Source organism: Paenibacillus sp. NN59 (assembly GCF_057597225.1).
Genome location: NZ_CP199678.1, coordinates 4,741,634 through 4,765,878, shown reverse-complemented (window position 1 = coordinate 4,765,878; position 24,245 = coordinate 4,741,634). Strand labels below are relative to the sequence as shown.

Sequence of the window (24,245 nt, the reverse complement as noted above, 5' to 3'; positions counted from 1 at the left end):
GTTTGACGATAAACTTGGGCGACATTAGTTGTCTATGTCATTATTCATATTTCCAGTGATACTTATGCGTAGAGACAGCATCACTGGAATGAAAGTTTTGATTTTAGATCGGACCTTGATGCCAGATCGATCTCGTTTCAAAGTGTGTCGTCATACTGGTAATTGGATGGATGATAGTCTGATATAAGTTTCAAAAGGGATAATATGGGTGTTAGTTTGAAAAACTGTGTGTAATATCACAATTGTCTGCCTCCAGCTCTGTTACGCTATTTCATAACAAGGAGTTCATTTGGTTTGGAGGGAATTAATATGTTTTGTTATCAATGTGAACAGACACCGAGTGGTGGATGTAAAGTAATTGGGGTATGTGGTAAAAACGAAACGATTGCCAGCTTGCAGGATACGATGATCTTTGCACTGAAAGGGATTGCGGCTTACGCAACACACGCACGGCAGCTTGGTTATACCGATCCTGAGGTGGATCGGATCACACACGAAGCTTTATATATGACGCTTACGAACTCAAACTTTAATCAGCAGGAACATTTAGAGATGGCGATGAAAGTCGGTAATGCTGCTATTCGAATCATGGATGTATTGGATCGTGCGCATACCGATCGATTTGGTATTCCACAGCCAATCACGGTGAGTCAAAATCAGATTGAAGGTCATTGTATCGTCGTGACGGGTCACAATCTGTACGCCCTCGAAGAATTACTGCGTCAGACAGAAGGCAAAGGCATCAACATCTACACGCATTCCGAAATGCTGCCTGCGCATGGTTATCCGGCATTAAAGAAATATGCTCATCTTAAAGGGAATATCGGTAAAGCCTGGTACGATCAACGCAGACTGTTTGAGGAATTCCCGGGTGCGATTCTGGCAACAACCAACTGCGTTATGCCGATCAAAGGCACATATGCCGATCGATTCTTCTCTTATGAAGTAGCTGGTCTCGAAGGAGTAACGAAAATTGAAGGCGAGAATTTCTCACCTCTTATTGAGCGAGCGTTGTCACTGCCAGTAGCGAACATCCAATCCGAGCAAGTATTAACGACAGGTTATCATCATGAGACCGTGATTGGACTTGCACCCGAGATTATCCAGGCCGTCAAAGACGGACATATCCGTCGTTTCTTTGTCATTGCAGGCTGTGACGCACCGGGTAAGGGCGGTAACTATTACCGTGAACTCGCTACGTCGCTACCGAATGATACGGTAATTCTCACTACCTCTTGCGGCAAGTTCCGTTTCAATGATGTGGATTACGGTACGGTGGGAGACACGGGCATTCCGCGCTATATCGACTTGGGTCAATGCAACAACTCCGGTTCAACTGTGAAAATCGCAATGGCTTTGGCCGACGCTTTTGGCTGCACGGTGAACGAGCTTCCTGTAAGCATCGTGCTGTCATGGTTTGAGCAAAAAGCGGTAGCAATTCTGCTTGGCCTGTTCAGCCTTGGCATTCAGGATATCCGGATCGGGCCTAAACCGCCTGAATTTATTTCAGAAGGTGTACTGGATGTGCTCGTAGACATGTTTGGTCTGAAACTGATCACAACAGCAGAAGAAGATATGAACGCAATGCTGGCTTTGTCTTAATTAAACCTAGCTATATGAGTTAGATTGGATAAAAGAGTCGTGCTTCCTGCACGGCTTTTTTTGACGTTGTGAACCAATTCCGGCATAGGATTGCACAGCGATTGCGATTCAGGTAGGATGAGTTCAAACGTTGGATGTGTGTATGGGGAGTATGACGAATAGAATAGTTGGATCAGGAATGGGCCTGCATGCGTGTAGCCTTTTTTCAGGAGTATGATCGTGAAAGGATAAGGATATGCCTCAGAATATGGAATGGATTGCTCAGTGGAGGTCAACCAAGGCATTAAACAATACATGGATATCCACCGGGGAGCGGCATTACTTTGCCAGTCACAGCCTGATATTTATTCTGGATGGCAAAGCGACATGGAGTATTAACGGCCAACGTGTTCACGCCTCCTTTGGAGAATTAATTGCGCTTGAAGAGAAATCGGTTCTGGAGGTCATTGACGGAGGAGATATGGATCTGGCAGGATGGCATGTTCAGTTCGATACTTACGCTGTATTTGAGGAAGGAAGAGAAGTAGAGAAGTACGATTGGCATGTACCCTCGGGGGAAGCCTATCAGAAAGTGCAACTTCCAGGGGGAAGTCTGGCTAGCATTATTCAGCATATGAGTGAAGAAAACACGGGTGAGGGGAGGGTGCCATGGGTTGGAAATCAGCACTTGTTATATGAACTGTTGAATAATCTCTATCAGCAAAAGCGGGATAACGAACTGAGACCGGAAGATGGTATACTCCGTTCCATCGATTATATGCGGGAGCATTATGATCAGGTGATTACGAGGGGACAGTTGGCGCAGATCGCAGGCATTACGCCGTGGCACTATTCCCGCAAATTCAGTGAGCAATATGGTAAGTCGCCCCTGGATTATCTGGCTCATTATCGGATCTATCGTGCTCAGGAAGAACTGTTATTAACTTCAGCCACCTCACAGGATATTGCTAAAAAGTCCGGGTTTGAGGATGCTCATTATTTCAGTCGTCGCTTCAAACAACTAACAGGGGAATCACCGAAACAATATAGACAACATTTGAAGCATCGTAGAATAGTAGTGCTTTCCCCAATCTGTGCAGAGATGATGATTCATCTGGGTGTTATTCCATATGCCGTTATGGTCACTGAGATCCTGTTGTCTCCACATCAACGTGAGCAATTTATCGTGCATGGGGTGAGACTGCTTGAGGTTACGCAATATGATATGGATCTGGAACTTGTAAGGCAAGTCCAACCAGAGATTATTGTGAGCAATAGTATGACAGAAGAGATTAAAAGAAAACTGCGCACAATTGCACCACTTTTGACAGGACTTCATCAGAACATAGAGCCTTTGCTCTATCAATTGGCAGCTTGGTTCCATAAGGAAGAAGAAGCCCAAGGAATTCAGTTACAATTGAAACAACAACTTAGCGTAGCACAACAGAAGTTGCAACCCATCATTCAATCCGCCTCGACAGTTATGCTGCTAAGGGTAGAAGCTTTTGGTTACCGTTATTTGGGTGGGCACTCATACGGAATATCACAGTTGATATATAATCAGCTCGGATTAGCAATTCCGCAAGCACTGGAACAAGGTACAGCCTGGTTCAATCCTTGCTCACTTGACTTGTTGGTAAAGGCCAATCCGGATTATCTGTTTGTTGAGAAACGAATGATGCAACATTTCAGTGCGGACGAGAATATGAGAAAACTGGTGGAGAGTTCTCAATGGAATGAACTGAAAGCGGTAAAAAACAAGCGGGTATTCTACATCGATACTCATCTATGGGTCGACGGTCATGGCATCACGGGCCAAAATTTGATTCTAAATCAGATGATCAGCAATCTGGTAGATACCGTATCAGAATGAGCACAATAATCCATCTGAATACGCACGATAAGCTATGGATGCAACACTTCTTATTTGATAGTATTTGATAATAATTATCATTATCAATAAATATAAGGGGCGAAGCATAATGTTACGAAGTTTTAGAGGATTCGGTATCATGCTGGTGGTGATCTGCATTTTGCTGGCGGCATGTTCCAGCGGAACCAAAGAGGAGACAACAGCGGGTATATCAGGAACTCAGAGTGAGGAAGCAACAAGTACAACAAAAGTTGAACCGAATAACAGTGAAACCAAAGTGGTGAAGGATCAGTTTGGAGAGGTGACCATCCCTGCCCATCCTCAAAATCTGGTTGTGTTTGATTCGATCTATGCCGAGTATTTAATTGAGATGGGAGTTACACCACAGATCGTATTGTACACGCCAGAAGTCGAAGCGGAATATCGACCCGCCTATTTTAAAGAACACGGTGTTCAGACGATAGAAGTAGAACAATATCAATACAATTATGAGCAGTTGCTTGCATTATCTCCGGATATGATTCTTACAGCCGGCGAGGGTATGGAACAGGGCGTATACGACGAATTATCCAAAATCGCTCCGACTGTGGCACTGGATGCCAATAGTGAAATGGAGCGGGCGATGCCCAAATTAGCGGCCATCTTCGACAAGACTGAGGAATCTGCTAAGGTACTGGCCGAATTTGAAGAGAAGGCTGCACAGGCCAAAGATAAGATTGCAACTGCTCTGGGGGACAAGACGGTATTAGTTCTGCGTGTGGAGCACAATCGTTACCGTTTCATGGGTCCCAAAGGGGGAAGCAGCAGTGTCTTTTTCTATGAAACCCTCGGTTTAAACAGCCCGGAGGCCATTAAAGACTCTACAGATTGGTTCAGTCAGTTCTCTCTGGAATTTTTGCCTGAGTTGAATCCGGATTATATCTTCTTGGAAGACAGAACCCTCGTAGGTTATGACACGAAGAAATCCATGGAAGATCTGAAAGCAAGCCAGGTGTGGGCGAATCTGAAGGCAGTAAAGAATGATCATGTTTTCCCACTGAAAACCAGTGAATTTGTATCCGGTGTGGGCCCGATAGGTTCGGTTAAATTAATGGACTATGTTGTTGGAAAGTTGGTGCCTTAATGAATACAGAGAAGCAACTGGACATTTATGATATTACGATCGTAGGCGGTGGGCCTGCTGGAATGTACTCTGCATTCTACAGCGGAATGAGAGCCATGCGTACTAAAATCATTGAAGCCAAACAGGAACTCGGCGGATTTATGCGTACCTATCCAGAGAAGTTAATCTGGGATGTGGGGGGAATCGAGCCTGTACGTTGTGAGAAATTGATTGAATCTTTGGAGGTACAAGCGAGAACATTCGACCCCACTATTGTATTCGGCCAACAGATTGATCAGATGCATCGGCGTGAAGATGGTGTATTCGTGCTGACAACCAAGACGGGAGAGCAACATTACACACGCACCATCCTTTTATGTGCAGGTCGGGGAATGACACAGGTTCAAAAGCTGGACATTGAGGGTGCGAACCGTTATGAACTAACCAATCTGCATTACACGGTTACAGACGTTTCCCGTTTTATCGGCAAACGGGTTCTGATCTCGGGAGGTGGCGATTCTGCCATTGATTGGGCCAATGAAATAGCCAAAATTGCGAATGAAGTGGTTGTGGTACACCGGCGGCATGAGTTCACTGCACATGAAACGCCAGTCGCCCAGATGAAAGCTCATGCTCAGGTCTTTACGCCCTATGGGATATCTCATTTATACGGTGCGGGTGACCGGATAAACCGTGTTGAACTCAAACATATGGAGACTGGGGAATTGAAACAGCTGGGCATGGATGAAGTTATCGTGAGTCATGGGTATGATCGCGACTTCGGCAATCTTGTAAAGTGGGGACTCGAACGTGAAGATTATGGGGTGAGCGTTGATGCGCGCATGCGTACCAGCATTCCAGGTGTGTTTGGAGCCGGTGATTTTATCACTTATGGAAGCAAAGTGCGACTGATCGCAGGAGCCTTTAACGATGCAGTGCTTGCAGTTAACAGTGCCAAGATGTATCTGGAACCTGCAGCATCCGATATGGCGGGTGTGTCTTCTCATAATGCCCGGTTCTTTGAGAAAAACAAAGCTATTACCAACAGATAGACAGTCCTATGTGTCTGTCAGGAATAGGAGAGAGTGCGAGGTTCATAGGATGAAAGTCAATATCCTTGCCAGCCACCCGAGAAGTTCTTGGTGTGGCTGGCAAGGTTTTTTTGTTATATTTCAAGTTATATTGGCAAGTTAAATGCGGGATTGCAAGATTAGGCGAATCGCCTGTTTTATTGATTGGAATCAAGGAAAGGGAAATATTTTTCTGTCATTATGGAATTATAAATCATCCATGGGGGGGCGCAACGATGTTGGAATATACATTTGAGGATATGAGAAAGATGAATCGTGAAAAGCTGGGAAATATGGTGCCGCTGGAACTGTTCCGTACGATTCGGTTAATTGGATTAAATCAGGGTTTGCCGATGGGCGGCAAAGGTACCACACTTACCATTGGACGTAAAATTGGAGAGAATCTGCCTGTACATACGGTCGAGGAATTATTGCAAATGTTTGAAAAACTGCGGATTGGTATTCCTCGGGTAATAGAAAGAAATGAGCATAAGATCATTGTTGCCGTGGATGACTGTTTCTGTAAAGGACTGCCTACACTTGAAGATGAGAAAATGGTATGTGATCTGGAGGGGGCAATTCTCGAAGGGGCACTGACTAAGATGATGAAACGAAGAGTGACAGTAAAAGAAACCAAGTGTAACGTAAGCGGTCATGAACATTGCGAATACGAGATCAAGCTGTAATTACATGATATAATTATTTCAAGATGGCTCAATCAAAGAACCAAAAATGTGAATATATGGTGAAATGATCTATTGAATTCGTCCGGGATATCTCCTTTTCTTATATAATTAAAGCAATAAGAAAGGGGGTGCCAAATGAAAAAATCGTTATGGATTATTGCCAGTGTGGCACTTGTAATCGTACTCGGAACATACTTGATCGCCAATACGGCAGGCCAAAAGAAGACCGAACAGGCGGATGCACCGGATATCCGAAAGCTGGTTGAAGATATCAGTACAGGCCGAGAAACACCGCAGTCTGCTTCAATCAGTGCGACAACGTTAACCGTGACAGATTCAGGAAACCAGGAAACGTCCTACGATTTGCCCGAAGATGAGTTTTTCCTCTCCATTGCTCCTTATGTAGAGCAGACGCATCCTTGTGAGATTCATAGTTTAACGGGTTGCCAAGGAGAGATGGCAAATGAACCATTCCGTGTGACGATACATGATTCCGAAGGCAACACCTTGATGAAAGATGAAGTGTTGAAGTCCGGTGCCAATGGATTTATGGATTTGTGGGTACCACGTGATAGAACGTATTCAATCCGTATTGTTCACGGCGGAAAGGTGGCTGAAACACAATTATCTACATACAAAACGGATCAGACCTGCATTACGACAATGCAGTTAATCTAAGCTGAGGTTCAACCCTAACAAGTATCAAGCCAAGAATAGGCAGATCAACATAAGAACTAAGGTTATAAAGATACGATAAAGACAAGGAAAGGCTGGCCTACATGGCATGTCTTTCCTTTTTTTGATGTCATTAAAGAATGTGAAAATTATGAGGCAACGTTGACAAAAAAGAATAGCATGGGTGATAATGATAATTGTTATCATATAAATACATACAAACATAGAGGAGATTAGAGATATGAAAAAAGGGTTACATGCACTATTCATCATGATGGCATTTGTTTTAGTTCTGACGGGATGTGGTAAAAATGCCACAACAACAGAACCAACTAAAAATACGGTTTCGGGCGGTGCTCCTGCTGAAGAGTCTGCTGGACCGGTTACTGTCCAAGATAATCGTGGGGAATTTACATTGGACAAGCCGGCTAAACGTGTCGTGACATTGGAATGGACATATACGGAGGATGTTGTTGCTCTAGGAGTTCAGCCTGTCGGTAATGCAGATAATGCCAACTATAAAGTGTACGTAACGGACCAAGCTGCTCTGGATGACAGTGTTACGGATATCGGAACACGTAGCGAGCCGAATATGGAGGCTATTGCAGCACTCAAGCCGGATCTCATCATCGCCAACGCAGACAACAATTCGAATGTGTATGAACAGTTGAAAGCTATTGCTCCAACACTGGAGTTTGATCCATATAACGGTGATGGTTATAACTATGACAAGATGACGACCATTTTTAATACAATTGCAACTGCTTTGGGCAAAGAAGATAAAGCAAAAGAAGTGCTCAGCAACTTGGATCAGCATTATGCAGAAGCCAAAGAAAAGCTGGCAGCTGCCGGGAAAGAAAACTTCCACTTTGCACTAACACAGGCATTCACGTATCAAAATGCAGCTTCCCTGCGCATGTTCAGTGACAACTCGGTTGTAGTGGGTACGTTGAACAAAATCGGCATGGTGAATGACTGGCAGCCGGATAAACTTGAAAATTACGGTTTCTCTACAGTCGGGATTGAATCTTTATCGACAGTGCAAGATAGCAATTTTATCTATATTACACAGCCAGACGATGATGTATTTGGTACAGCGATGAAAGATAATTCCGTTTGGAAAGGTCTGAACTTTGTGAAGGAAAAGCGCATCTATCAACTGGGAAGTACGACATGGACATTTGGCGGCCCGATTTCTTCCAAGGTATTGGTAGACGGCGTGGTTGAGGCGATTACCAAATGAGTCTGACTCAACAAGGAACGAAGCCAGCCACGAACTGGCGAATGATAAGCATCTATGGGGGCGGTCTAACCGCCCTTATCGTGCTTTTTTTTGTAAGTCTGTGTTATGGTGAGGCAGCAATTTCGTTGCATGACGTTTGGGGCGCGCTTACAAACAGACAAGACACACTCGAACATAACATGGTATGGGATCTGCGTATGCCGCGCACCGTAATTGGTATTCTTGCAGGAGGTGCACTGGCTGTTGCCGGTGCATTGCTACAGACGATCACTCGTAACCCGCTTGCGGCTTCGGATACACTCGGGATTAATGCCGGAGCGTATTTTGTTGTAGTGCTTGGGGTTATTCTATTTCCAAATATACTCAGCCAGTCCCCGTTTCTTTTTGCCGCCATGGGAGGTCTGCTTGCAGCATTCGCAGCTTATTTTATGGGCGGTGGACGTACGTCAACGCCGGTACGACTAGCGTTATCGGGTATGATCGTGTCCATGGTGCTAGGTTCATTTACAAGTGCCTTGCATATTTTTTTCTCAATGGAAACTCAGGGCTTATTCCTATGGGGTTCAGGGACCCTAGTCCAGAATGATTGGACAGGTGTGAACTATGTCTGGCCTTGGGTTACGGGAGTAACGCTGCTTGCGCTTATTCTGTCCAAACAGTGGGATATGTTGGAGTTGGATGAATCAACCGCCTCTTCTTTGGGTCAGAGAGTTGGACTTGCTCGAACAGGTGGGCTGATCATTGCCGTTATTCTGGCTGCCGTAATCGTCAGTGTAATTGGGCCTATCGGCTTTGTAGGTCTGGTTGCTCCACATTTGGTTCGTCTGAGTGGAGTTCGCTCCAATCGGCTTTTAATTCCGGGTGTATTCATCTGGGGGGCAGCGTTGCTGGTGGGGGCAGATGTCATTGCCAAGATGATACATAACTCCAGTATGGAATTGCCAACCGGTGCTGTGATGGCGATCATTGGTGCACCTTGGCTGATCTGGCTGGTGCTGACTCGCATGAAAACAGGAAATGGTGCTGGCATGACGACATCGATGAGTACGGGTGGGCGAGTACGGCGTTTTGCCTTTACACCTATCGCTATTCTGTTTTCTTCCATTACGATTATATTGCTGCTGCTCAGTACGATGTTCGGTGGAATGCGTATTCCATTAGCCGACCTGCTACCGAGTTTATTTCAATCGGATGGGTTATTCTCTGGAATTGTACAGCTTCGAATCCCTCGTACCTTGGTGGCTGCAGGAGCAGGGGCGGCTCTCGCCATCAGCGGGGTGTTGATCCAGATGGCTGTACGTAATCCACTCGCTGATGCATCGATTGTAGGTGTATCTTCCGGTGCGGGACTTGGTGCCATGATGGTGTTCATTCTATGGCCTGGACTGCCAATGTATGTGTTGCCTCTTGCAGCCATTGCAGGTGCCGCTATTGCCGCTGCGGTTGTATTCTCGCTTTCTTGGAAAAAAGGATTGAATCCTTCCGCCGTTGTATTGCTGGGCATTGCCATGTCGGCCATTGCTGGCGCAGGTATACAGATTCTGATCGTACGCGGTGCCGTTTACGGTAGCAGTGGTTATATCTGGCTGACAGGCAGCACGTATGCCCGTACATGGGACCAGGTCAAAGTAATCGGTATATTCCTGCTCATTCTGGTGCCAGTGGCCTGGTGGCTTGCTCGCAAGTTTGAACTGCTTGTCTTTGACGACAATAGCGCTTCCGGACTTGGGATGAATGTACGTCGTACTCGCTTACTGGCAATGACTGTAGGAGTACTGCTCGCGGCTGGTGCGGTCGCTTGTGTTGGAACAGTTGGATTTATCGGCCTGATTGCACCACATATGGTTCGGCTGCTGACAGGACATAAACTGAGACAGTCGATGTTTCTGTCCGCGCTGGCTGGAGCCGTGATGCTGGTGCTCGCAGATACGATTGGCAGAACGGTGATGGCGCCAACGGAAATACCGTCAGGCATTCTCATTGCGATCATCGGTACACCTTACTTCCTGTATCTGATGTACCGTTCGAACTGGCGCAAAGCAGTGAAGTGAAGGTAGAAGTAAAAAAGCACCAAACCCGAATCAGAAGGGTTTGGTGCTTTTACTTTTGTTTCAAAAAAATCGGTATCACATGCCGCACTACATCCTAAAAACTACAATCTACCTGCTTAACTTTTCAGGAATCAACATACCGCTCGCTTCTACGTAGTGAAGAGCTAGTTGCAGTTGATCCATATCCTGAACGAGAGCAAGTCTGACGTATCCTTCACCTGAAGGACCAAAGGCACTGCCTGGTGTAACAATGACACCTGCCCGTGTGACGAGATCGGTGGCAAATTGCTCTGAGGTGTCATAATGTGCAGGGATTCGTGTCCAGATGAACATTGTAGCTTCGGGTTTGCTGATCGACCATCCTAATTTGGCAAAACCTTCGCAGAGCATGTCCCGTCGTTCTTCATAGATGGATCTTACTCGCGCTACATCACTTTGGTCACCTGAAATGGCCGCTATTGCTGCCTTCTGAATCGGGATAAACATGCCGTAATCCATATTGGATTTCAGCTTTTTAAGCATGGAAACAACTGCCGAATTCCCCATACAAAAACCGATTCGTGCTCCCGCTAGCCCATACGTTTTGGACAGGGAGTTGAATTCAATGCCTACATCCATGGCACCGGGAAAGGTCAGAAAACTACCGCATGTTTGTTGGTCAAACACAAGCTCGCTATACGCGTTATCATGTAATACGATAATATCGTATTTCTTGGCAAAAGCGATCAAATCCTCATAAAAAGAATCTGGAGCCATCGCAGTTGTTGGATTGTTCGGGTAGGATACAAGCATAAATTTAGCTCGTTCAGCCACGGATTCCGGGATGTCCTGCAATTGGATAACATAGTTGTGTTCCTCTTTTTGCGGCATATAATATAGCTCAGCCCCAGCCAGAAGGGGGCCATCTGCAAACACCGGATAACAGGGATCAGGTACAAGAACCAGATCACCTTCATCGACAATCGAGAGAGAGATGTGCGCAAGTCCTTCCTGCGAGCCGAGTAGCGAGCAGATTTCTGTCGCCGGGTTCAACTCGACTTGATATCGCTGCCTGTACCAGTCACTTGCCGCCTGAAGAAGTTCCTTCTGGTCGTTTACAGCATAGATGTAATTGGCCGGATCAGCGGCGGCTTCACCGAGTGCTTTCATAATGTGCGGAGCCGGCGGGATATTGGGTGTTCCGACGCTAAGATCGATGACAGGTTGCCCGTTGTCCAGCCGGCGGCGCTTTATGTCCAGCAATTTGGTGAAGATGCCTTCACTAAAGTGATCCATTCGTTTTGCAAATCTCATGATAAGTCCATCAGCCTCCAGTGCTCTTCGTACGCATGTATTTAATAATAAATGGATCGCGTACAAAAGAGAAGAGCAGGAGGGGAGTACAGCTTATTCCACTTTAAAATGACTCAATTCTTCCTGCAGTTTAGCAGATAGTTGATTCAACTGATTGGACAGATCGGCCACTTGTTGAATACTTTCCAGTTGTTCCTGTGTGCTTGCGCTAACTTCTTCCGTGGAGGCAGAGTTCTCTTCAGTAGTGGAGGAGATAATCTCCAGCGCCTGAAAAATCTCATCTTTGTGCTGATGCACACTAGAGGTGCTGTTCGTGATCTGTGCCATACGCAGCTTCAGTTCTTCCAAATCTTTATTGATGTTGTAGAACACCTGCTTGGTATCTTCTACAGACTTGGTATTCTCTTCGGCAATTTTCATTCCTCGCATCGTGTGTTCTACAGACAAGGATGTTTTCTCTTCAATGACACTTACTTTTTTGTTAATCTCCTCTGTAGCTTGAGCCGTTTGTTCTGCCAGTTTGCGAACTTCTTCTGCAACGACAGCGAATCCTCGGCCATGTTCCCCGGCGCGTGCAGCTTCAATAGAAGCATTAAGCGCAAGCAAATTGGTCTGAGAAGCAATTTGTTTTACCGTATCTACAAAACTGGAAATCTCATTCCGGCTCTGATCGATCTCTTGAATAATGGAAGAGATGGATTGAGTGGAACTGTGGTTCTCCGCAGACCATTTGGACAGTTGCTCCACAACCGCAAGTCCTTGGCCGCTTTGATCAACAGAGGTTTGCACCATAGACCCCATCGCTTGTGCATCAGCGGCAATTTCATCAATTTGGCTTGATAATGAGCCTGTTTTACGTAAAATGTTCTCCGTTTCAATCGACTGATAATTGGTTGCATTCGCGATCTCATTGATCGCCGTAGATGTATCGTTCATGGTTACAGCAGTTCTGGAGGATATCGACTGCAAGTCATTGGATGAATGATTCAGCACTTGAGCAGAATTGCCAACAATCTTCAACATGTCTTGAATCTTCTTCACCATGGAGTTCAGGCCAGTCGCAATTTGCCCAATCTCATTATTGGATTTGATCTCCAGTTCAACGGTTAAATCACCTTGCTCAATCTGTTTGATCTTACTAAGTAGCTGCGGGATGGTGCGCAATAGACGACGAAGCGTAATATAACTGATAATGACCAAAAGAATTGCAGCTGCAGCAAAACCGCCAAGGGTAATCCAGGTGAATGTTCTGAGTTCTGCTAAAACTTCTTTCTCCGTAATCGTCAGACCTACGGACCATCCCGTGTCTTTACTGGTTGCATACCCGACGTAACGACGTTCCCCATTGTCGTTGATCAGCTGTATACCGGATTCACCAGCGATCATTTTTTTACCGACTTCTCCCATATCACCTGTAGTGTTCTTGATATTTTCCTTCAGAACTTTACTCTCGTCCGGATGATACAGAATATCCCCACTCTTGGATAACAATATGGAATACCCGGTGCTACCCAGAGAGTAACTCTCCATAATACTCGGGATGTTACTAAACAGAATATCTGCTGCGGCAAAACCGATCATGTTGTTGTTATCATCCTTGATTGGATAAAAAATACCCATGAGTACTTTGCCTGCCGAAATGTCAATGTACGGATCAGAAAAATAAAGTCCATCGGCGTCTTTCACCGGTTGGTAGTAAGGACGTGCCTGGATATCGAAATCCGGTGCTGAAACGACCCCGTCATTTTGTATCCAGAAGCCTTTACCATCCATACCGCCAATCCAAGCATCGTTGAAAGAGGGCTCTGCCTCTACAATCTTGGCCAGTGTGTCCCTTGTTTCTGCAGCATAAGTAGAAGTGGCTGCTTCTGCGGCTGATTTCGTTGTTTCTATGTATTGCCTGAATAATTTATTAGTGGACATTTGTTTAACGAGTGAGCCTTTTTCCTTGAAAAGGGCATCGAACTCACTGACAATCGCTTGTGTTTTGGTCTGGAGCATGGATTCCTGCTGTTGAACCAGAATGTTCCGTGTACTTGTGAACATGAATGTTCCGAGTACAGCGAATACGACAACAATAATGATGAGTAGCACAAGAGCCAGTGTGTTCGCCATACTGGATGTACGAGCTCCTGTTTTCCCCCGCCTTTTTAAAGTCTTTAACATATTCCATCTCCCCAGATTCTTAATAAGAAGTTCCCAACTCCTGAGTTATATGTCGGCATATAATATAGATTTATGTATATTTTTGTCGAATGAAAAAAAATTTAATGAAAAGCCAGAACATCGTTGGGTGGTTCGTTTAAGGAAGGTTGTTTATAATGGAATGAAAAAAAAATGAACCAGGCGGTGCAGCATTTGCGCCGCAGGGCAACGGTTCATTTTCGTGTTGGCGTGGATACGTATGAGGATTTGACCGAATTGGATATGAACGTTTTTGCAGCCAGGCATGATCTGATTCTTCATATTTCGAATGCGGATCCTAAAGCGGAGTTTCCATCGAGCTTTCTTGGGCGATTAGCGCAGTTGAAACATGTATCCGCTTTACAGCTGGACTGTGCACAGGTGCAGGATCTGACAATACTCGGCTCGGTGCGGAAACCGATGAGTATCCAGGGACTAGAGCAGATGCACGGACTTGAGTATCTGCATGTATCCTTGCCGAAGCTGGAACAATGTTGTGATTTCTCGCAGATGCCCCGGCTCAGACAGCTTGAACTGGTTTACATGAAATCGCTTCAAGATATCGAGTGTTTATGGACAGCCCGTGCACTGGAAGTCTTGGAGCTGAAAGAGATCAATACAGCCATCAAAGCCGCTTCATTTGTTAGACTAGCAGAGCTTGAGCGGCTTCGGCAGGTGGATTTCCGCTTTATTGACTTTAATAAAGGGCGCATTGCAGCCATACGGGAACAGCTGATCCAACAGGGGAAGTCACATATTATCTATGAACATATTCCTGAAAAACAAAGAGTACAATCGATGGCGATCGAACATTTATCTCAATATTTAACGTGAAGAAACGCGAATATAATACAATAGATCAATCCTGTTTACTACGTATTGATATCCGTAAGGGCAGGAACGTTAATCTCTTTCACACAGGCTGCATTGGACAGGCTGACGATACACCGGACGATCGAAACCATGTCTTGAAGCGGAATGCGCGTTCCGCCATACTCGGATAGTGCGCGTTCCATTCCTTCTTCATAGGGGATCTCTGCTGCCAGTTCTCCCGGATTAATGCAGGTTACGGCGATGTGATCCCGCCGGGTATGTTCTCTCAATGCTTCTGTAATTCCACGGATCGCAAATTTGGAGGCAACAAAAGAAACCTGAGTATTCCCCGCATTGCTTAGGCCTGCTGTAGAGCCGATGAGAATGATCTTGCCTGCGGCAGACTTGCGAAGCTGAGGCAGTAGAGCTTGGATGCATACAATGGTAGACGTTATATTCACATGGATCAGCTCTTGAATATCAGAAGGCTCATCCTGATCAAAGGTGTAGTGTTCCTCAAATCCTTCCTTTTCCCAAATACCTACGTTATAAATAAGCACATCCAACGTTTCGTTGCGTAGCTGCTCTGCAATCTGTTTGGCAGCCTGAAGCTCCGAGAGATCGGCCTGAATCCATACGCGCTGTACACCGTCCTCCAGTTGCAGACTTTCTGGTTTGCTGCGGGATACAACCCACACTTTATCTCCTGCCTGCGGCACCCCGCGGACAAATGCGTCTCCCAATCCTTTACTAGCGCCAAATACAATATATTTTTTCATAAGTAAAAACCTCCTGATGGCACAGATGGGATTCATTACTCCAGCGTCCTGTTTGCTATGGCAAAGGCGTTACTTCAAATGAGTGGGGTATAAGAGGAATCCAACCTACATCAAAATTAATAATTATAATGATATTTTACTATATAAGAGGGATATGGGAGATGAAGGTTACATGAGAGATGCTTCATTCGTAGAGCTCCGTTTGTTCATCAGATAACAAAAAAATGTCTTCTCCTCGTTGCTGCCTGAGCGCAATATTATCTCTTCCCCAGGTACACATCACATCCACAATTGTATTTGCTGTCACACCATATTCCGTAAGACTGTACTCCACCTTGGGCGGCATTTGCTGATACACATGTCTTGTGACAAGACCATCGCGTTCTAGTTCGCGTAATTGTTGAATCAGTACTTTTTGAGAAATGCCGGGCATGCTGCGCTCTAATTCTCCTGTTCTTTTGACACCGGACATTAATAAACAGATGATGATGGCTTTCCACTTGCCGCCAATGATTTCGAGTGTGGCTTCAATGCCCAAACGATATTCCTTCATTCATATCACCTCGTTGTATTTATACGTATTTACAGGGATAACTATTTATTTTCTCACAGTTACAAAACAGAAGTCCATACACACCTTGAGGTAAGTATCTTACTTCATTGTGTGTATTTTCTTTTGGGGTGACGGGGTGGATAATGATCCGTAATCAAGGAAAGAAATCAAATTGTTTTGGAGAGAGGAAGGCATGCAATGAAAACACTGGTTATTCTGGCACATCCGAATATGACAACTTCAAGAGTGAATCGCCGCTGGAAAATGGAGCTGGAGCAGCACCCAGATGAGGTGAATATCCACGAATTATATCAAGCTTATCCTGACTGGAACATCGACATTGCTCACGAACAGGAGCTACTGGAGGCACATGATCATATTATCTTGCAGTTTCCGTTCTATTGGTACAGTTACCCGCCGCTACTCAAAAAATGGCTGGATGAAGTATTCACGCATGGATGGGCTTATGGATCAAAGGGCAATCGATTGCATGGAAAGCAGATGGGACTGGCAATGACAATCGGGGATCAGCGGGAGAATTACGGAAAAGGACAGCCGGTAGGTTTTAGTGTAGAAGAACTGATTGCACCGTTCAAGGCAAGCATGAATCATGTGGGCGTTACGGCACTGCCGCATTATGCTGTCTTTGGTGCCTCGTTCCAGGCAAGTGATGAAGAGATTAACCAAAGTGCTGAAGCGTATATTCAATATATTAAAGCGTTCAAGTGAGATGTTTCCGTAAAAATAATGAAAATGACCTGGCTCCGCACATAGCGGAATTCCAGGCCACAGTTGTACTTCAAGTGTACTTCGATTCGCAGTACTGATTCTAAAAATCAGCAGTACGTTCATCACGCTTACTCCACACGGAAGAAGTCAAAATCAGCGTAGCCTCCGGTAGATTTGGTTGCGTAGTTAAACAATGCAAAGCGATAACCCATAAAGTGTGGCAACGTATAGGACATCTGTAGCGTATTGCCAATGGTTGTCCAGTTCGTTCCATTCAGACTATAAGCAAAATAGGCTTTATCTGTCTGATTGGTGAAGTCACAGATGACCCGCAGATAAATTTTATTCTGGTTCAGGGGCACACTTGCCACCTCTGTCATCGTGCCGGAACTGGCATTTGTCATTACGATTGACTTGGTATTGCCTGTCATCTTGACGCCTACAAAGCCATATTTGGCCTGAAAAGCGGCTAGGCCGGCATAATCGCCATCCTTCATACCTGCCGTTTCCAAGGCGGTAATGCCTGTACTTTTCGGCCCAAACGTGCGTTGTGTCAACGTATTGCGAGCCTCCAATATATTTTTGCTGAGTTTGCCTGTGGTCAGCCGCATGAAACCTGGACGCTGGCTCAAGGACCATTTTGACGGGTCAGGATTATGATTCCACTGCCAGAACTTCGAGAGAGTAGATGTACCCGAAGGCGCATTAAACTCATCTGAACCGAAGATTTTAGCGGCTGGCTGTCCTTCCACAGGCATGTTCATTGTCAATGGAACTTTGCCATTCACCCCGAATACGGGCCAGTTATCCGACCAGGTTACCGGTACCAGATATGGAATGCGTCCAACGGCTCCTCGGTCGCGAAACAGGAAACCATACCATGCACCAGAAGCGGTATCCACAATACCTCCTTGCGCGATGCCCGAATCTCTGAGCACCACTTTGCCAGTATACGGCCCTGTCAATGAGTTCGCACGATAGGCGAGCTGGATTCGTCCATCACCGGAAGGCCAAGCAATCAGGAAGACGTAATACATGCCATTAATCTTCTGAATGTGTGCGCCTTCTGCTTTTACAATCATATTGGAGCCAGCGATATGACTAGCATTCGGTATCAACACCTGATTCAGACCGCCGGATTTCACAGCTTTGGCATCAGGTGTTAACTCAACGATGCTGATGTTATCACTGCCGTGGACAAGAAACGTACGGTTTCCGTCAAAGAGCAGGGAGGGATCATGGTAATAACTGTTCAACGTGTAAGGCGTCCATGGTCCAGTTTCGATGTTACTAGTCTGATAGATGTACGTTCTTCCTGTGGAAAGGGAACCGAATGCGACGTAGTAGGTGCCATTGTTGTAGCGAAGGCTACTGGCCCAAGATCCGCGCCCGTATTCGTTCTGACCGTTATTCAGGTTCTGTACATCACCGTTGCCAAGTGTGTCATATACATAGTTCACAATGCTCCAGTTGACCAGATCGGTTGACTTCATGACAGGAACGCCCGGGTTCATATGCATGGTGGTACTGGTCATATAAAAGGTATTGCCCACGCGGATGACATCGCTGTCCGGCACATCTGCATAAATGACCGGATTGTTAAACGTTGCCGCAGAGGCAGACTGCGGGGTCAATGGCAATGATGTTAACAGCAGAGGAAGTGTGAGCAGGAGCAACCCGATTTTTTTCCACATAACTAAACCTCCTGGAATGTCAAAATCGACAGATCATTATGAATGATTACGAAATTTCAAGATAATCGATGTAAGCATCCCAGGTACCATTATCCGTGGTCACAACCAGTTTGATTTCCTGATTCCCTGTGGCATGTGTGATGTTCGGCAAAGTTTGTACCGTTGGCTGTGTTCCGGTAAAAAAGAACGAACCAGCGGTTACCCCGCCAATAACGAGATCAACACGGGCTGTACTATTGTTGTTGGAAGCCCCGCGAAGAGAGAACTGATGTGTAGGGTTAGCAAAGAATTGATTGTAAGACGCAGAATCATTGTTAGCATAGAGCGCCACACCGTTAAAAGGAGAACTAATCAACCCGGCATATTGACCGGCAAGGGTCATGCTTTCCGCTTCAACGCGAGTCACGTTTGGATTTGGATTAGGGTTTGGATTGGGGTTACCACCGGAACCGGAAGTAAACTGCCAGTAATCCAGATTGAACAGATTTCCGTTGCCTGGGCCTGTAAATACCAGATACAGATGATGACGTCCTGTTGTGTTGGTGATATTGGTTTCGAGCTCACGCCAGTTCTGCATGCCACCTGTTGAAGTAACGTTAAGCGTGCCGATCAGAGTACCTGTCGGGCTGCCAAGGCGGAGTTCAATGTTACCATTTCCGGTAGAAGCTACGTTGGCCTTGAATTTCGATGCACCTGTTGAACCAAAATCCACATTACTAACAGCGACCCAGTCCCCATTATTGATATTCGTCACATTTTGATTGGCGGTTGGTCCACCGCTTGCTTGAGTCGGCTGTGTATTGATGCCAGCTTGCCAAGCAATGGTCTCGGCTTCCACTCTGTTATACGGATTAAGGTTAGCTGTCTGAGGCACACCGGTCATGTTCCCCTGCACTTCCTGAATCGATCCGTCTGCGTTATGTGTCAGTCTGTTGATGTGGGTAGAACGGTATCCTTTGCCATCACCGAGGAAGGCTTTACTCACGGTTTGTGCATGATATGCGACATACCATTGGTTATTAAACTGGAACACGGCATGGTGGTTGTTACCGCCTACACCGAAGAATGCCCCCGGATTTTTGAGGAAATGTCCTTTGTATGTGAAAGGCCCCATCGGGCTGTCACTTACCATATATCCGATTTCACCTTTTGGGTAGGCTGCCGGATGGTTTCCAGCAAAGTTGATGCAATATGAATAGTAATATTTGCCGTTGTACTTATGAATACCTGAATCTTCGAACAGATAAGGTGCATCAATGGTCGTGGCACTACCAACTACACTGGTCATATCGGCGCCAAGACGAATGACACGTGCTGTTTTTGGATTTGCAATGGAAGCTGCATTATTTTCGTTCGGAATACCGCCGCCTGCATACAGATAAGCGGAGCCGTCGTCATCAACAAGTACAGCCGGGTCAAAGAGCCAAGTTACACCCGACATGCCAGGCGTTCCATGTGTGACAAGTGCACGTCCGAGTGGATCAGACCAAGGGCCGATTGGAGAATCAGCAGTCAGAACACCGATACCTGCACCCGAGTTGGCGAAATACAGGAAAAACTTATCTTTGCCCGCGATGGTTTTCTTGGCCATCGCTGGTGCCCAAGACTGGCTTGCCCATCTGGCAATGCCTTGTCCATTGTTGGCATTGTTTGCACCGGCTACCGGAATGTAGCCGTGGTCGGTCCAGTTCACCATGTCAGCCGAGGAGATCACGCTGATTCTGCCGATGGTGCCGTAGTTGTTTTCGCGAACAGATCCGTCGTTGTTGTAGAGGTAGGTATCCCCTGTCATATATACGTAGACCCGATTGTTGTGAACGAGTACGTAAGGATCAGCTCCCAATTTGTGATCGACGAGCGGATTGGCATTTACAGGCGTTTTGGCAACAGCATTATTTGCTGCATAGCTTGACTCGGCAGGTAGAGTGGAAAAAATCAAAATTAGTGACATCAGCAGAGCTAATGGTTTACGGATCTTCATACGTTCGCCTCCATTGAATTAGTATGGAATAGTGTTATTGAGTGTTACGCTGAATGGTTGAACAGAGCTGTTTGATGAGGGAGCTACAGTGAGAAGAAAAAGAAGAATGATGAGTAAATGTTCTTTATCACACCTCCTTTCAAAGAAGAGATCGATTGAATCGTACATGTTTGTGATCTATGGCTTAAGCCATACAACCTGTACAGAGAATAGCTATCTACTGTAGCAAGTTGACAGCGGTAACCCAGGAATAGGGTGGGGGAAGTATGAACTTGTGTGTGAAAAAGTATATAATTGTCCTGTTGTGCAATGTAATCGCTTTCAATAGAATGGTTTTAAAAAGAAAAAAACAGAGTTGTGACTCGTTTTATGTAATTATTTTTCATTTTTGTTTAAAAATGTTTTTTTGTATTTGACGATATCATATCACATTTCTGCCACAATACAATCATTTTCTATCAAAATTTGTAAGAAAAAGTTGGGTGGAGGTTTATTCATTTGTAAGAGTGACATCAATAAGATGTATCCAATGGTGGCCGTAGCTCCATCATTTCATGAGGAACGGTCATTTTTGGGTTGAAATAAACACGGATTATACATATTTGCAAGCTCTGTATGGATGAAGTTTTAGGTGTTAATGGCACTTATGGCTTGATAATGGTGAACTGTCCCCTGTCTATGGTCCACACCGCTGATCTAGTGAATGAATATGACTAATATGTGATCCATGATGTCAAGTAATGCTAGAGTAAGAGGTTCACAAAAGGTGGGATGGGAAAATGGCTATATTATCAACTGGACCGATCGAAAATAATGCCGTTTCCGGGGTCAGACCGACACAACAGGTAACGATCAGATTGGTGAGTCGGGCTGCTGTAGATGCGGTAAGTGTATCCGTTCAGGGTTATGTGCTGAGTACAACAAGAACGCTGTATGTAAGTGAAGTAATCAGTATTGCACCTAATGAAGCAGTGACCCGAAATTATTTTGCAAATCTAGATGCTTTTGAATTTGTGTTTGGATTAAGCGATGCACGAGTGGGAGACGTCGGAATTTCAGTGTGGGGCAAAGATGCGTCAGGTCAACTGGTGGATGCACACCGGGTAGTGGAGCACGAACAAACAGTTAAAGATCTGTAGAAAATACTTTTTTCGAAAGAAGGGAATGTAGCGATGAGCTTTTTATCGACAGGGCCGATCGAAAATAACGCTGTTAGTGGTGTTAGACCAACTCAATCCGTAACGGTTAGAATTGATAACCGCAGTGAAGTTACATCCTCAACTGTACAGATACAAGGGTATTATATGAGTAGCGGATTGAGAGTTTTGTATGTCAGTGAATCTTTGGACATCGCACCAAATCAAGTGATAACGAACAACTATTTTGCCAATCTGGATGCCTTTGAATTCACGTTTACTACTACAGCGACGGTTAATGATCCTCTTCAAGTCTCCGTATGGGGAAAAAGCAGCACAGGCTCTTTGGTAACAGCACATCGTTTAGTTTCTTCTGAGTTGCTGGGAGAAACTCCAAGTATGACAGGAGTCACAGGCGCAACCGGTGCTACGGGCGCGACGGGTGTGACTGGAGCTCAGGGAGTAACCGGGGCGACAGGTCCGACTGGTGCAACGGGGGTAACCGGGGCGACGGGGCCAGCAGGAGCAACCGGGGGAGCTACGGGAGCAACAGGAACAACGGGTGAGACCGGAGCGACAGGTCTGGCGGGAGTAACGGGTGCGACTGGAGCCACGGGTCTGGCAGGAGTGACGGGTGCGACTGGAGCAACAGGTCTGGCAGGAGTGACGGGTGCGACTGGAGCGACAGGTCTGACAGGAGTGACGGGTGCGACTGGAGCAACAGGTCTAGCAGGTGTAACGGGTGCGACCGGAGCAACGGGTCTGGCGGGAGTGACTGGTGCGACCGGAGCAACGGGTCTGGCAGGAGTGACTGGCGCAACCGGAGCAACAGGTCTGGCAGGAGTGACGGGTGCGACAGGAGCAACAGGTCTGGCAGGAGTGACGGGTGCGACTGGAGCCACGGGTCTGGTGGGAGTAACGGGTGTGACCGGAGCGACAGGTTCTGGAGCGATTATCCCTTATGCATCTGGGTTACCAGCTTCGTTGACTACGGTGCTGGGCGGACTTTTGAATACCTCCAGCTTGGTTGGCTTTGGTAATAATGCGTCTGGAGTGACGATTAATGGAGGAATCATTGATCTCACAGGAGCTGCCGGAACCTTGCTGAACTTTGCTTTCTCTGCTCCGCGTGCAGGGACGATAACTTCATTGGCTGCTTATTTCAGTACGACAGCTGGACTTAGCTTGGTTGGATCTACAATAACGATAACTGCACAATTATTCCGTTCAACTACACCGAACAATACATTTACGGCTGTACCGGGAGCCCTTGTAACTTTGGCACCAGCACTGACAGGCGTGTTGTCATTAGGCACGATCGCCAACGGTTTGACTACAGGGTTGAGTATCCCGGTAGCCGCCGGTGACCGTCTGCTTATGGTCTTCTCTGCATCAGTAACCGCCGGAGTTGATGTGGCTTCAACGATTGCAGGATATGCAAGCGGTGGCCTTACCATCACTTAATGAAATCTTTTACAGTACAATTTATCAATTCTAGAACACACAAAAAGAACCTTTCGCCATATGGTGATAGGTTCTTTCATCTGAGTTTACTTATAATTATGCTCACTTCATTTACATGCAGGGTCTGTAGTTATTTCATAACGGAGAGCATGCCAGAATGTAGAGTAAAAGGATTGTTCTATTTTTAAATTCAACTTACAATAGATAATGTAGAAAAATACATAATTTAGGGAGAAAAGAATGAGAAGAAAATGGTTGGTAGCGTTATTAAGTGTGATCATGTTGTTAGGTGTAGTACCTGTATATGGGGCTGAGGATTCCGCTAAAACTTTAGTATGGGAAGGTTATGAAGATGACGGAGATTTGATGGGCATCAACGTTACAACATTCACAGGTAATAGAAGCAAAACAGAGTCTATATTCCCTAAGCGAGTTTCAGATGTAAAATGGGTTGGAGAGTGGATCTATTTTCTGATTGAAAATGAGCAAGACCCTTGGAATCGTCAGATGGCTAAAATTAAGAAAGATGGATCGGCATTAACCTCACTTAACAAAGAGGATAATTTTGCAAGGTTTACTGCTGTAGGAGATACGATTTATTTTGTTAAAGATGAAAGGACTGCGGAAACGCCAGATGCGTTGTCTTTCGGCTCAATGAAAACAGATGGTTCAAACGAACAAACGATATTGTCTAAATCTCCTTTTTATAATTTTAAAATAAACAACGGACATATCTATTATACAAACAGGGATAATGACAAGTTTTATCGTATGAATTTAGATGGTACAGGGTTGAAGAGCTTATCTTCTAAAGGTGTGGAGTTATACGAATTTTATGGGAATGTTATGTTTTTTTTGGAGATCGTAGATGGAGGTTATAGCTACAAAGGTCATTTTTCCGATTTAAATGCAAATATAAAAAAAACATTTGCCTCTAAAGAGTATATTGATCCCGTAGCATATATAAATAATAAGTTTTATTATCGAAGTTTTTCAGTAGACAAGAATGGCAAAAATAAGAGTGACTTGTATATTTATAATCGTTATACAGGCAAGAAGAGCAAGCTACGTTCTTTAGACTCAAATGATCGATTTATAGGTTTAGTAGGCGACGGTCTTGCATTCCTATCTTTTGATAAAGGTACTGTTTATAAGCTTGGATATGATGGTAAAATCAAAAAGTAATGATTAGCCTGACGATGGGCATTCTATCATATATCACAAAAGGAAACAGGGATCTCTTGCCGATCGTGGCTTGAGGTCCCTGTACTTTTTTACATCTTTAGTTATAAGATGTGCTGAATTTGAATCTTTTAAAGTTTAGTCATTGGTTCAGCG

The 24,245-nt window shown here is 45.4% G+C and carries 19 protein-coding genes; 13 read left to right on the top strand and 6 right to left on the bottom strand.

The window, feature by feature from the left end:
- Positions 1 to 309 precede the first annotated feature (309 nt).
- The 8 genes from hcp to ACT89M_RS20780 all read left to right on the top strand — a co-directional run bounded on the left by hcp (position 310) and on the right by ACT89M_RS20780 (position 10,281).
- Positions 310 to 1,602: a hydroxylamine reductase gene (gene hcp, locus ACT89M_RS20815; RefSeq protein ID WP_090915103.1), complete on the top strand. Its 1,293-nt coding sequence runs from the start codon at positions 310 to 312 to the stop codon at positions 1,600 to 1,602.
- Between the two features lie 247 nt (positions 1,603 to 1,849).
- The gene (locus ACT89M_RS20810; RefSeq protein ID WP_341181157.1) at positions 1,850 to 3,454 is read left to right on the top strand and encodes a helix-turn-helix domain-containing protein; all 1,605 of its coding nucleotides are present in this window, start codon (positions 1,850 to 1,852) and stop codon (positions 3,452 to 3,454) included.
- 109 nt (positions 3,455 to 3,563) lie between these two features.
- On the top strand, positions 3,564 to 4,577 hold the full coding sequence (locus ACT89M_RS20805) for an ABC transporter substrate-binding protein (RefSeq protein ID WP_221790236.1): 1,014 nt from the start codon (positions 3,564 to 3,566) through the stop codon (positions 4,575 to 4,577).
- A complete protein-coding gene (locus ACT89M_RS20800; RefSeq protein WP_308722865.1) occupies positions 4,577 to 5,608 on the top strand; it encodes an NAD(P)/FAD-dependent oxidoreductase in 1,032 nt (343 codons plus the stop codon). Before ACT89M_RS20805 ends, ACT89M_RS20800 begins: the two co-directional genes overlap by 1 nt.
- Before the next feature lie 278 nt (positions 5,609 to 5,886).
- Positions 5,887 to 6,312: a V4R domain-containing protein gene (locus tag ACT89M_RS20795; protein WP_487344793.1), complete on the top strand. Its 426-nt coding sequence runs from the start codon at positions 5,887 to 5,889 to the stop codon at positions 6,310 to 6,312.
- Positions 6,313 to 6,447: 135 nt separating this feature from the next.
- On the top strand, positions 6,448 to 6,990 hold the full coding sequence (locus tag ACT89M_RS20790) for a CueP family metal-binding protein (protein ID WP_154983267.1): 543 nt from the start codon (positions 6,448 to 6,450) through the stop codon (positions 6,988 to 6,990).
- 238 nt (positions 6,991 to 7,228) lie between these two features.
- Positions 7,229 to 8,230 carry an ABC transporter substrate-binding protein gene (locus tag ACT89M_RS20785; RefSeq protein WP_308722863.1) on the top strand — a complete coding sequence of 334 codons (1,002 nt, stop codon included), beginning with the start codon at positions 7,229 to 7,231 and terminating at the stop codon, positions 8,228 to 8,230.
- Between the two features lie 2 nt (positions 8,231 to 8,232).
- Positions 8,233 to 10,281 carry an iron ABC transporter permease gene (locus tag ACT89M_RS20780; RefSeq protein ID WP_373323260.1) on the top strand — a complete coding sequence of 683 codons (2,049 nt, stop codon included), beginning with the start codon at positions 8,233 to 8,235 and terminating at the stop codon, positions 10,279 to 10,281.
- Positions 10,282 to 10,389: 108 nt separating this feature from the next.
- Here the strand turns inward: ACT89M_RS20780 and ACT89M_RS20775 are convergent, their stop codons facing one another.
- Both ACT89M_RS20775 and ACT89M_RS20770 read right to left on the bottom strand, forming a co-directional pair.
- On the bottom strand, positions 10,390 to 11,574 hold the full coding sequence (locus tag ACT89M_RS20775) for an aminotransferase class I/II-fold pyridoxal phosphate-dependent enzyme (protein ID WP_308722861.1): 1,185 nt from the start codon (positions 11,572 to 11,574) through the stop codon (positions 10,390 to 10,392).
- Between the two features lie 93 nt (positions 11,575 to 11,667).
- Entirely contained in the window at positions 11,668 to 13,740 is a 2,073-nt protein-coding gene (locus ACT89M_RS20770) for a methyl-accepting chemotaxis protein (RefSeq protein WP_308722860.1), read from the bottom strand.
- Between the two features lie 171 nt (positions 13,741 to 13,911).
- Between ACT89M_RS20770 and ACT89M_RS20765 the strand changes: the two genes are divergently transcribed.
- Positions 13,912 to 14,592, top strand: a complete 681-nt coding sequence (locus tag ACT89M_RS20765) for a hypothetical protein (RefSeq protein WP_308722859.1) — start codon at positions 13,912 to 13,914, stop codon at positions 14,590 to 14,592.
- A 38-nt stretch (positions 14,593 to 14,630) separates the two neighbouring features.
- Here the strand turns inward: ACT89M_RS20765 and ACT89M_RS20760 are convergent, their stop codons facing one another.
- Both ACT89M_RS20760 and ACT89M_RS20755 read right to left on the bottom strand, forming a co-directional pair.
- Positions 14,631 to 15,350 carry an SDR family NAD(P)-dependent oxidoreductase gene (locus ACT89M_RS20760; RefSeq protein WP_090915079.1) on the bottom strand — a complete coding sequence of 240 codons (720 nt, stop codon included), beginning with the start codon at positions 15,348 to 15,350 and terminating at the stop codon, positions 14,631 to 14,633.
- Between the two features lie 184 nt (positions 15,351 to 15,534).
- Positions 15,535 to 15,903 carry a winged helix-turn-helix transcriptional regulator gene (locus ACT89M_RS20755; protein WP_308722858.1) on the bottom strand — a complete coding sequence of 123 codons (369 nt, stop codon included), beginning with the start codon at positions 15,901 to 15,903 and terminating at the stop codon, positions 15,535 to 15,537.
- A 198-nt stretch (positions 15,904 to 16,101) separates the two neighbouring features.
- Here ACT89M_RS20755 and ACT89M_RS20750 point away from each other — a divergent pair, with 198 nt between their 5' ends.
- The gene (locus ACT89M_RS20750; RefSeq protein ID WP_341181153.1) at positions 16,102 to 16,632 is read left to right on the top strand and encodes an NAD(P)H-dependent oxidoreductase; all 531 of its coding nucleotides are present in this window, start codon (positions 16,102 to 16,104) and stop codon (positions 16,630 to 16,632) included.
- A gap of 128 nt (positions 16,633 to 16,760) precedes the next feature.
- Here the strand turns inward: ACT89M_RS20750 and ACT89M_RS20745 are convergent, their stop codons facing one another.
- Both ACT89M_RS20745 and ACT89M_RS20740 read right to left on the bottom strand, forming a co-directional pair.
- The gene (locus ACT89M_RS20745; protein ID WP_154983263.1) at positions 16,761 to 18,326 is read right to left on the bottom strand and encodes a glycoside hydrolase family 43 protein; all 1,566 of its coding nucleotides are present in this window, start codon (positions 18,324 to 18,326) and stop codon (positions 16,761 to 16,763) included.
- 46 nt (positions 18,327 to 18,372) lie between these two features.
- Positions 18,373 to 20,307, bottom strand: a complete 1,935-nt coding sequence (locus ACT89M_RS20740; protein WP_308722856.1) for a carbohydrate-binding protein — start codon at positions 20,305 to 20,307, stop codon at positions 18,373 to 18,375.
- Between the two features lie 779 nt (positions 20,308 to 21,086).
- Between ACT89M_RS20740 and ACT89M_RS20735 the strand changes: the two genes are divergently transcribed.
- The 3 genes from ACT89M_RS20735 (at position 21,087) to ACT89M_RS20725 (ending at position 24,092) form a co-directional block, all read left to right on the top strand.
- Positions 21,087 to 21,446 carry a hypothetical protein gene (locus ACT89M_RS20735; protein WP_308722855.1) on the top strand — a complete coding sequence of 120 codons (360 nt, stop codon included), beginning with the start codon at positions 21,087 to 21,089 and terminating at the stop codon, positions 21,444 to 21,446.
- Between the two features lie 33 nt (positions 21,447 to 21,479).
- Positions 21,480 to 22,907, top strand: coding sequence for an exosporium glycoprotein BclB-related protein (locus tag ACT89M_RS20730; RefSeq protein WP_308722854.1), 1,428 nt, complete (start codon positions 21,480 to 21,482; stop codon positions 22,905 to 22,907).
- A gap of 240 nt (positions 22,908 to 23,147) precedes the next feature.
- A complete protein-coding gene (locus ACT89M_RS20725) occupies positions 23,148 to 24,092 on the top strand; it encodes a DUF5050 domain-containing protein (protein WP_253492301.1) in 945 nt (314 codons plus the stop codon).
- Positions 24,093 to 24,245 lie beyond the last annotated feature (153 nt).

Excerpts from the sequence above, each read along its gene's own strand:
- hcp (WP_090915103.1), top strand. The coding sequence starts at position 310 with ATGTTTTGTTATCAATGTGAACAGACACCGAGTGGTGGATGTAAAGTA.
- ACT89M_RS20810 (WP_341181157.1), top strand. The coding sequence starts at position 1,850 with ATGGAATGGATTGCTCAGTGGAGGTCAACCAAGGCATTAAACAATACA.
- ACT89M_RS20805 (WP_221790236.1), top strand. The coding sequence starts at position 3,564 with ATGTTACGAAGTTTTAGAGGATTCGGTATCATGCTGGTGGTGATCTGC.
- ACT89M_RS20800 (WP_308722865.1), top strand. The coding sequence starts at position 4,577 with ATGAATACAGAGAAGCAACTGGACATTTATGATATTACGATCGTAGGC.
- ACT89M_RS20795 (WP_487344793.1), top strand. The coding sequence starts at position 5,887 with ATGAGAAAGATGAATCGTGAAAAGCTGGGAAATATGGTGCCGCTGGAA.
- ACT89M_RS20790 (WP_154983267.1), top strand. The coding sequence starts at position 6,448 with ATGAAAAAATCGTTATGGATTATTGCCAGTGTGGCACTTGTAATCGTA.
- ACT89M_RS20785 (WP_308722863.1), top strand. The coding sequence starts at position 7,229 with ATGAAAAAAGGGTTACATGCACTATTCATCATGATGGCATTTGTTTTA.
- ACT89M_RS20775 (WP_308722861.1), bottom strand. The coding sequence starts at position 11,574 with ATGAGATTTGCAAAACGAATGGATCACTTTAGTGAAGGCATCTTCACC.
- ACT89M_RS20770 (WP_308722860.1), bottom strand. The coding sequence starts at position 13,740 with ATGTTAAAGACTTTAAAAAGGCGGGGGAAAACAGGAGCTCGTACATCC.
- ACT89M_RS20765 (WP_308722859.1), top strand. The coding sequence starts at position 13,912 with ATGAACCAGGCGGTGCAGCATTTGCGCCGCAGGGCAACGGTTCATTTT.
- ACT89M_RS20760 (WP_090915079.1), bottom strand. The coding sequence starts at position 15,350 with ATGAAAAAATATATTGTATTTGGCGCTAGTAAAGGATTGGGAGACGCA.
- ACT89M_RS20755 (WP_308722858.1), bottom strand. The coding sequence starts at position 15,903 with ATGAAGGAATATCGTTTGGGCATTGAAGCCACACTCGAAATCATTGGC.
- ACT89M_RS20750 (WP_341181153.1), top strand. The coding sequence starts at position 16,102 with ATGAAAACACTGGTTATTCTGGCACATCCGAATATGACAACTTCAAGA.
- ACT89M_RS20745 (WP_154983263.1), bottom strand. The coding sequence starts at position 18,326 with ATGTGGAAAAAAATCGGGTTGCTCCTGCTCACACTTCCTCTGCTGTTA.
- ACT89M_RS20740 (WP_308722856.1), bottom strand. The coding sequence starts at position 20,307 with ATGAAGATCCGTAAACCATTAGCTCTGCTGATGTCACTAATTTTGATT.
- ACT89M_RS20735 (WP_308722855.1), top strand. The coding sequence starts at position 21,087 with ATGGCTATATTATCAACTGGACCGATCGAAAATAATGCCGTTTCCGGG.
- ACT89M_RS20730 (WP_308722854.1), top strand. The coding sequence starts at position 21,480 with ATGAGCTTTTTATCGACAGGGCCGATCGAAAATAACGCTGTTAGTGGT.
- ACT89M_RS20725 (WP_253492301.1), top strand. The coding sequence starts at position 23,148 with ATGAGAAGAAAATGGTTGGTAGCGTTATTAAGTGTGATCATGTTGTTA.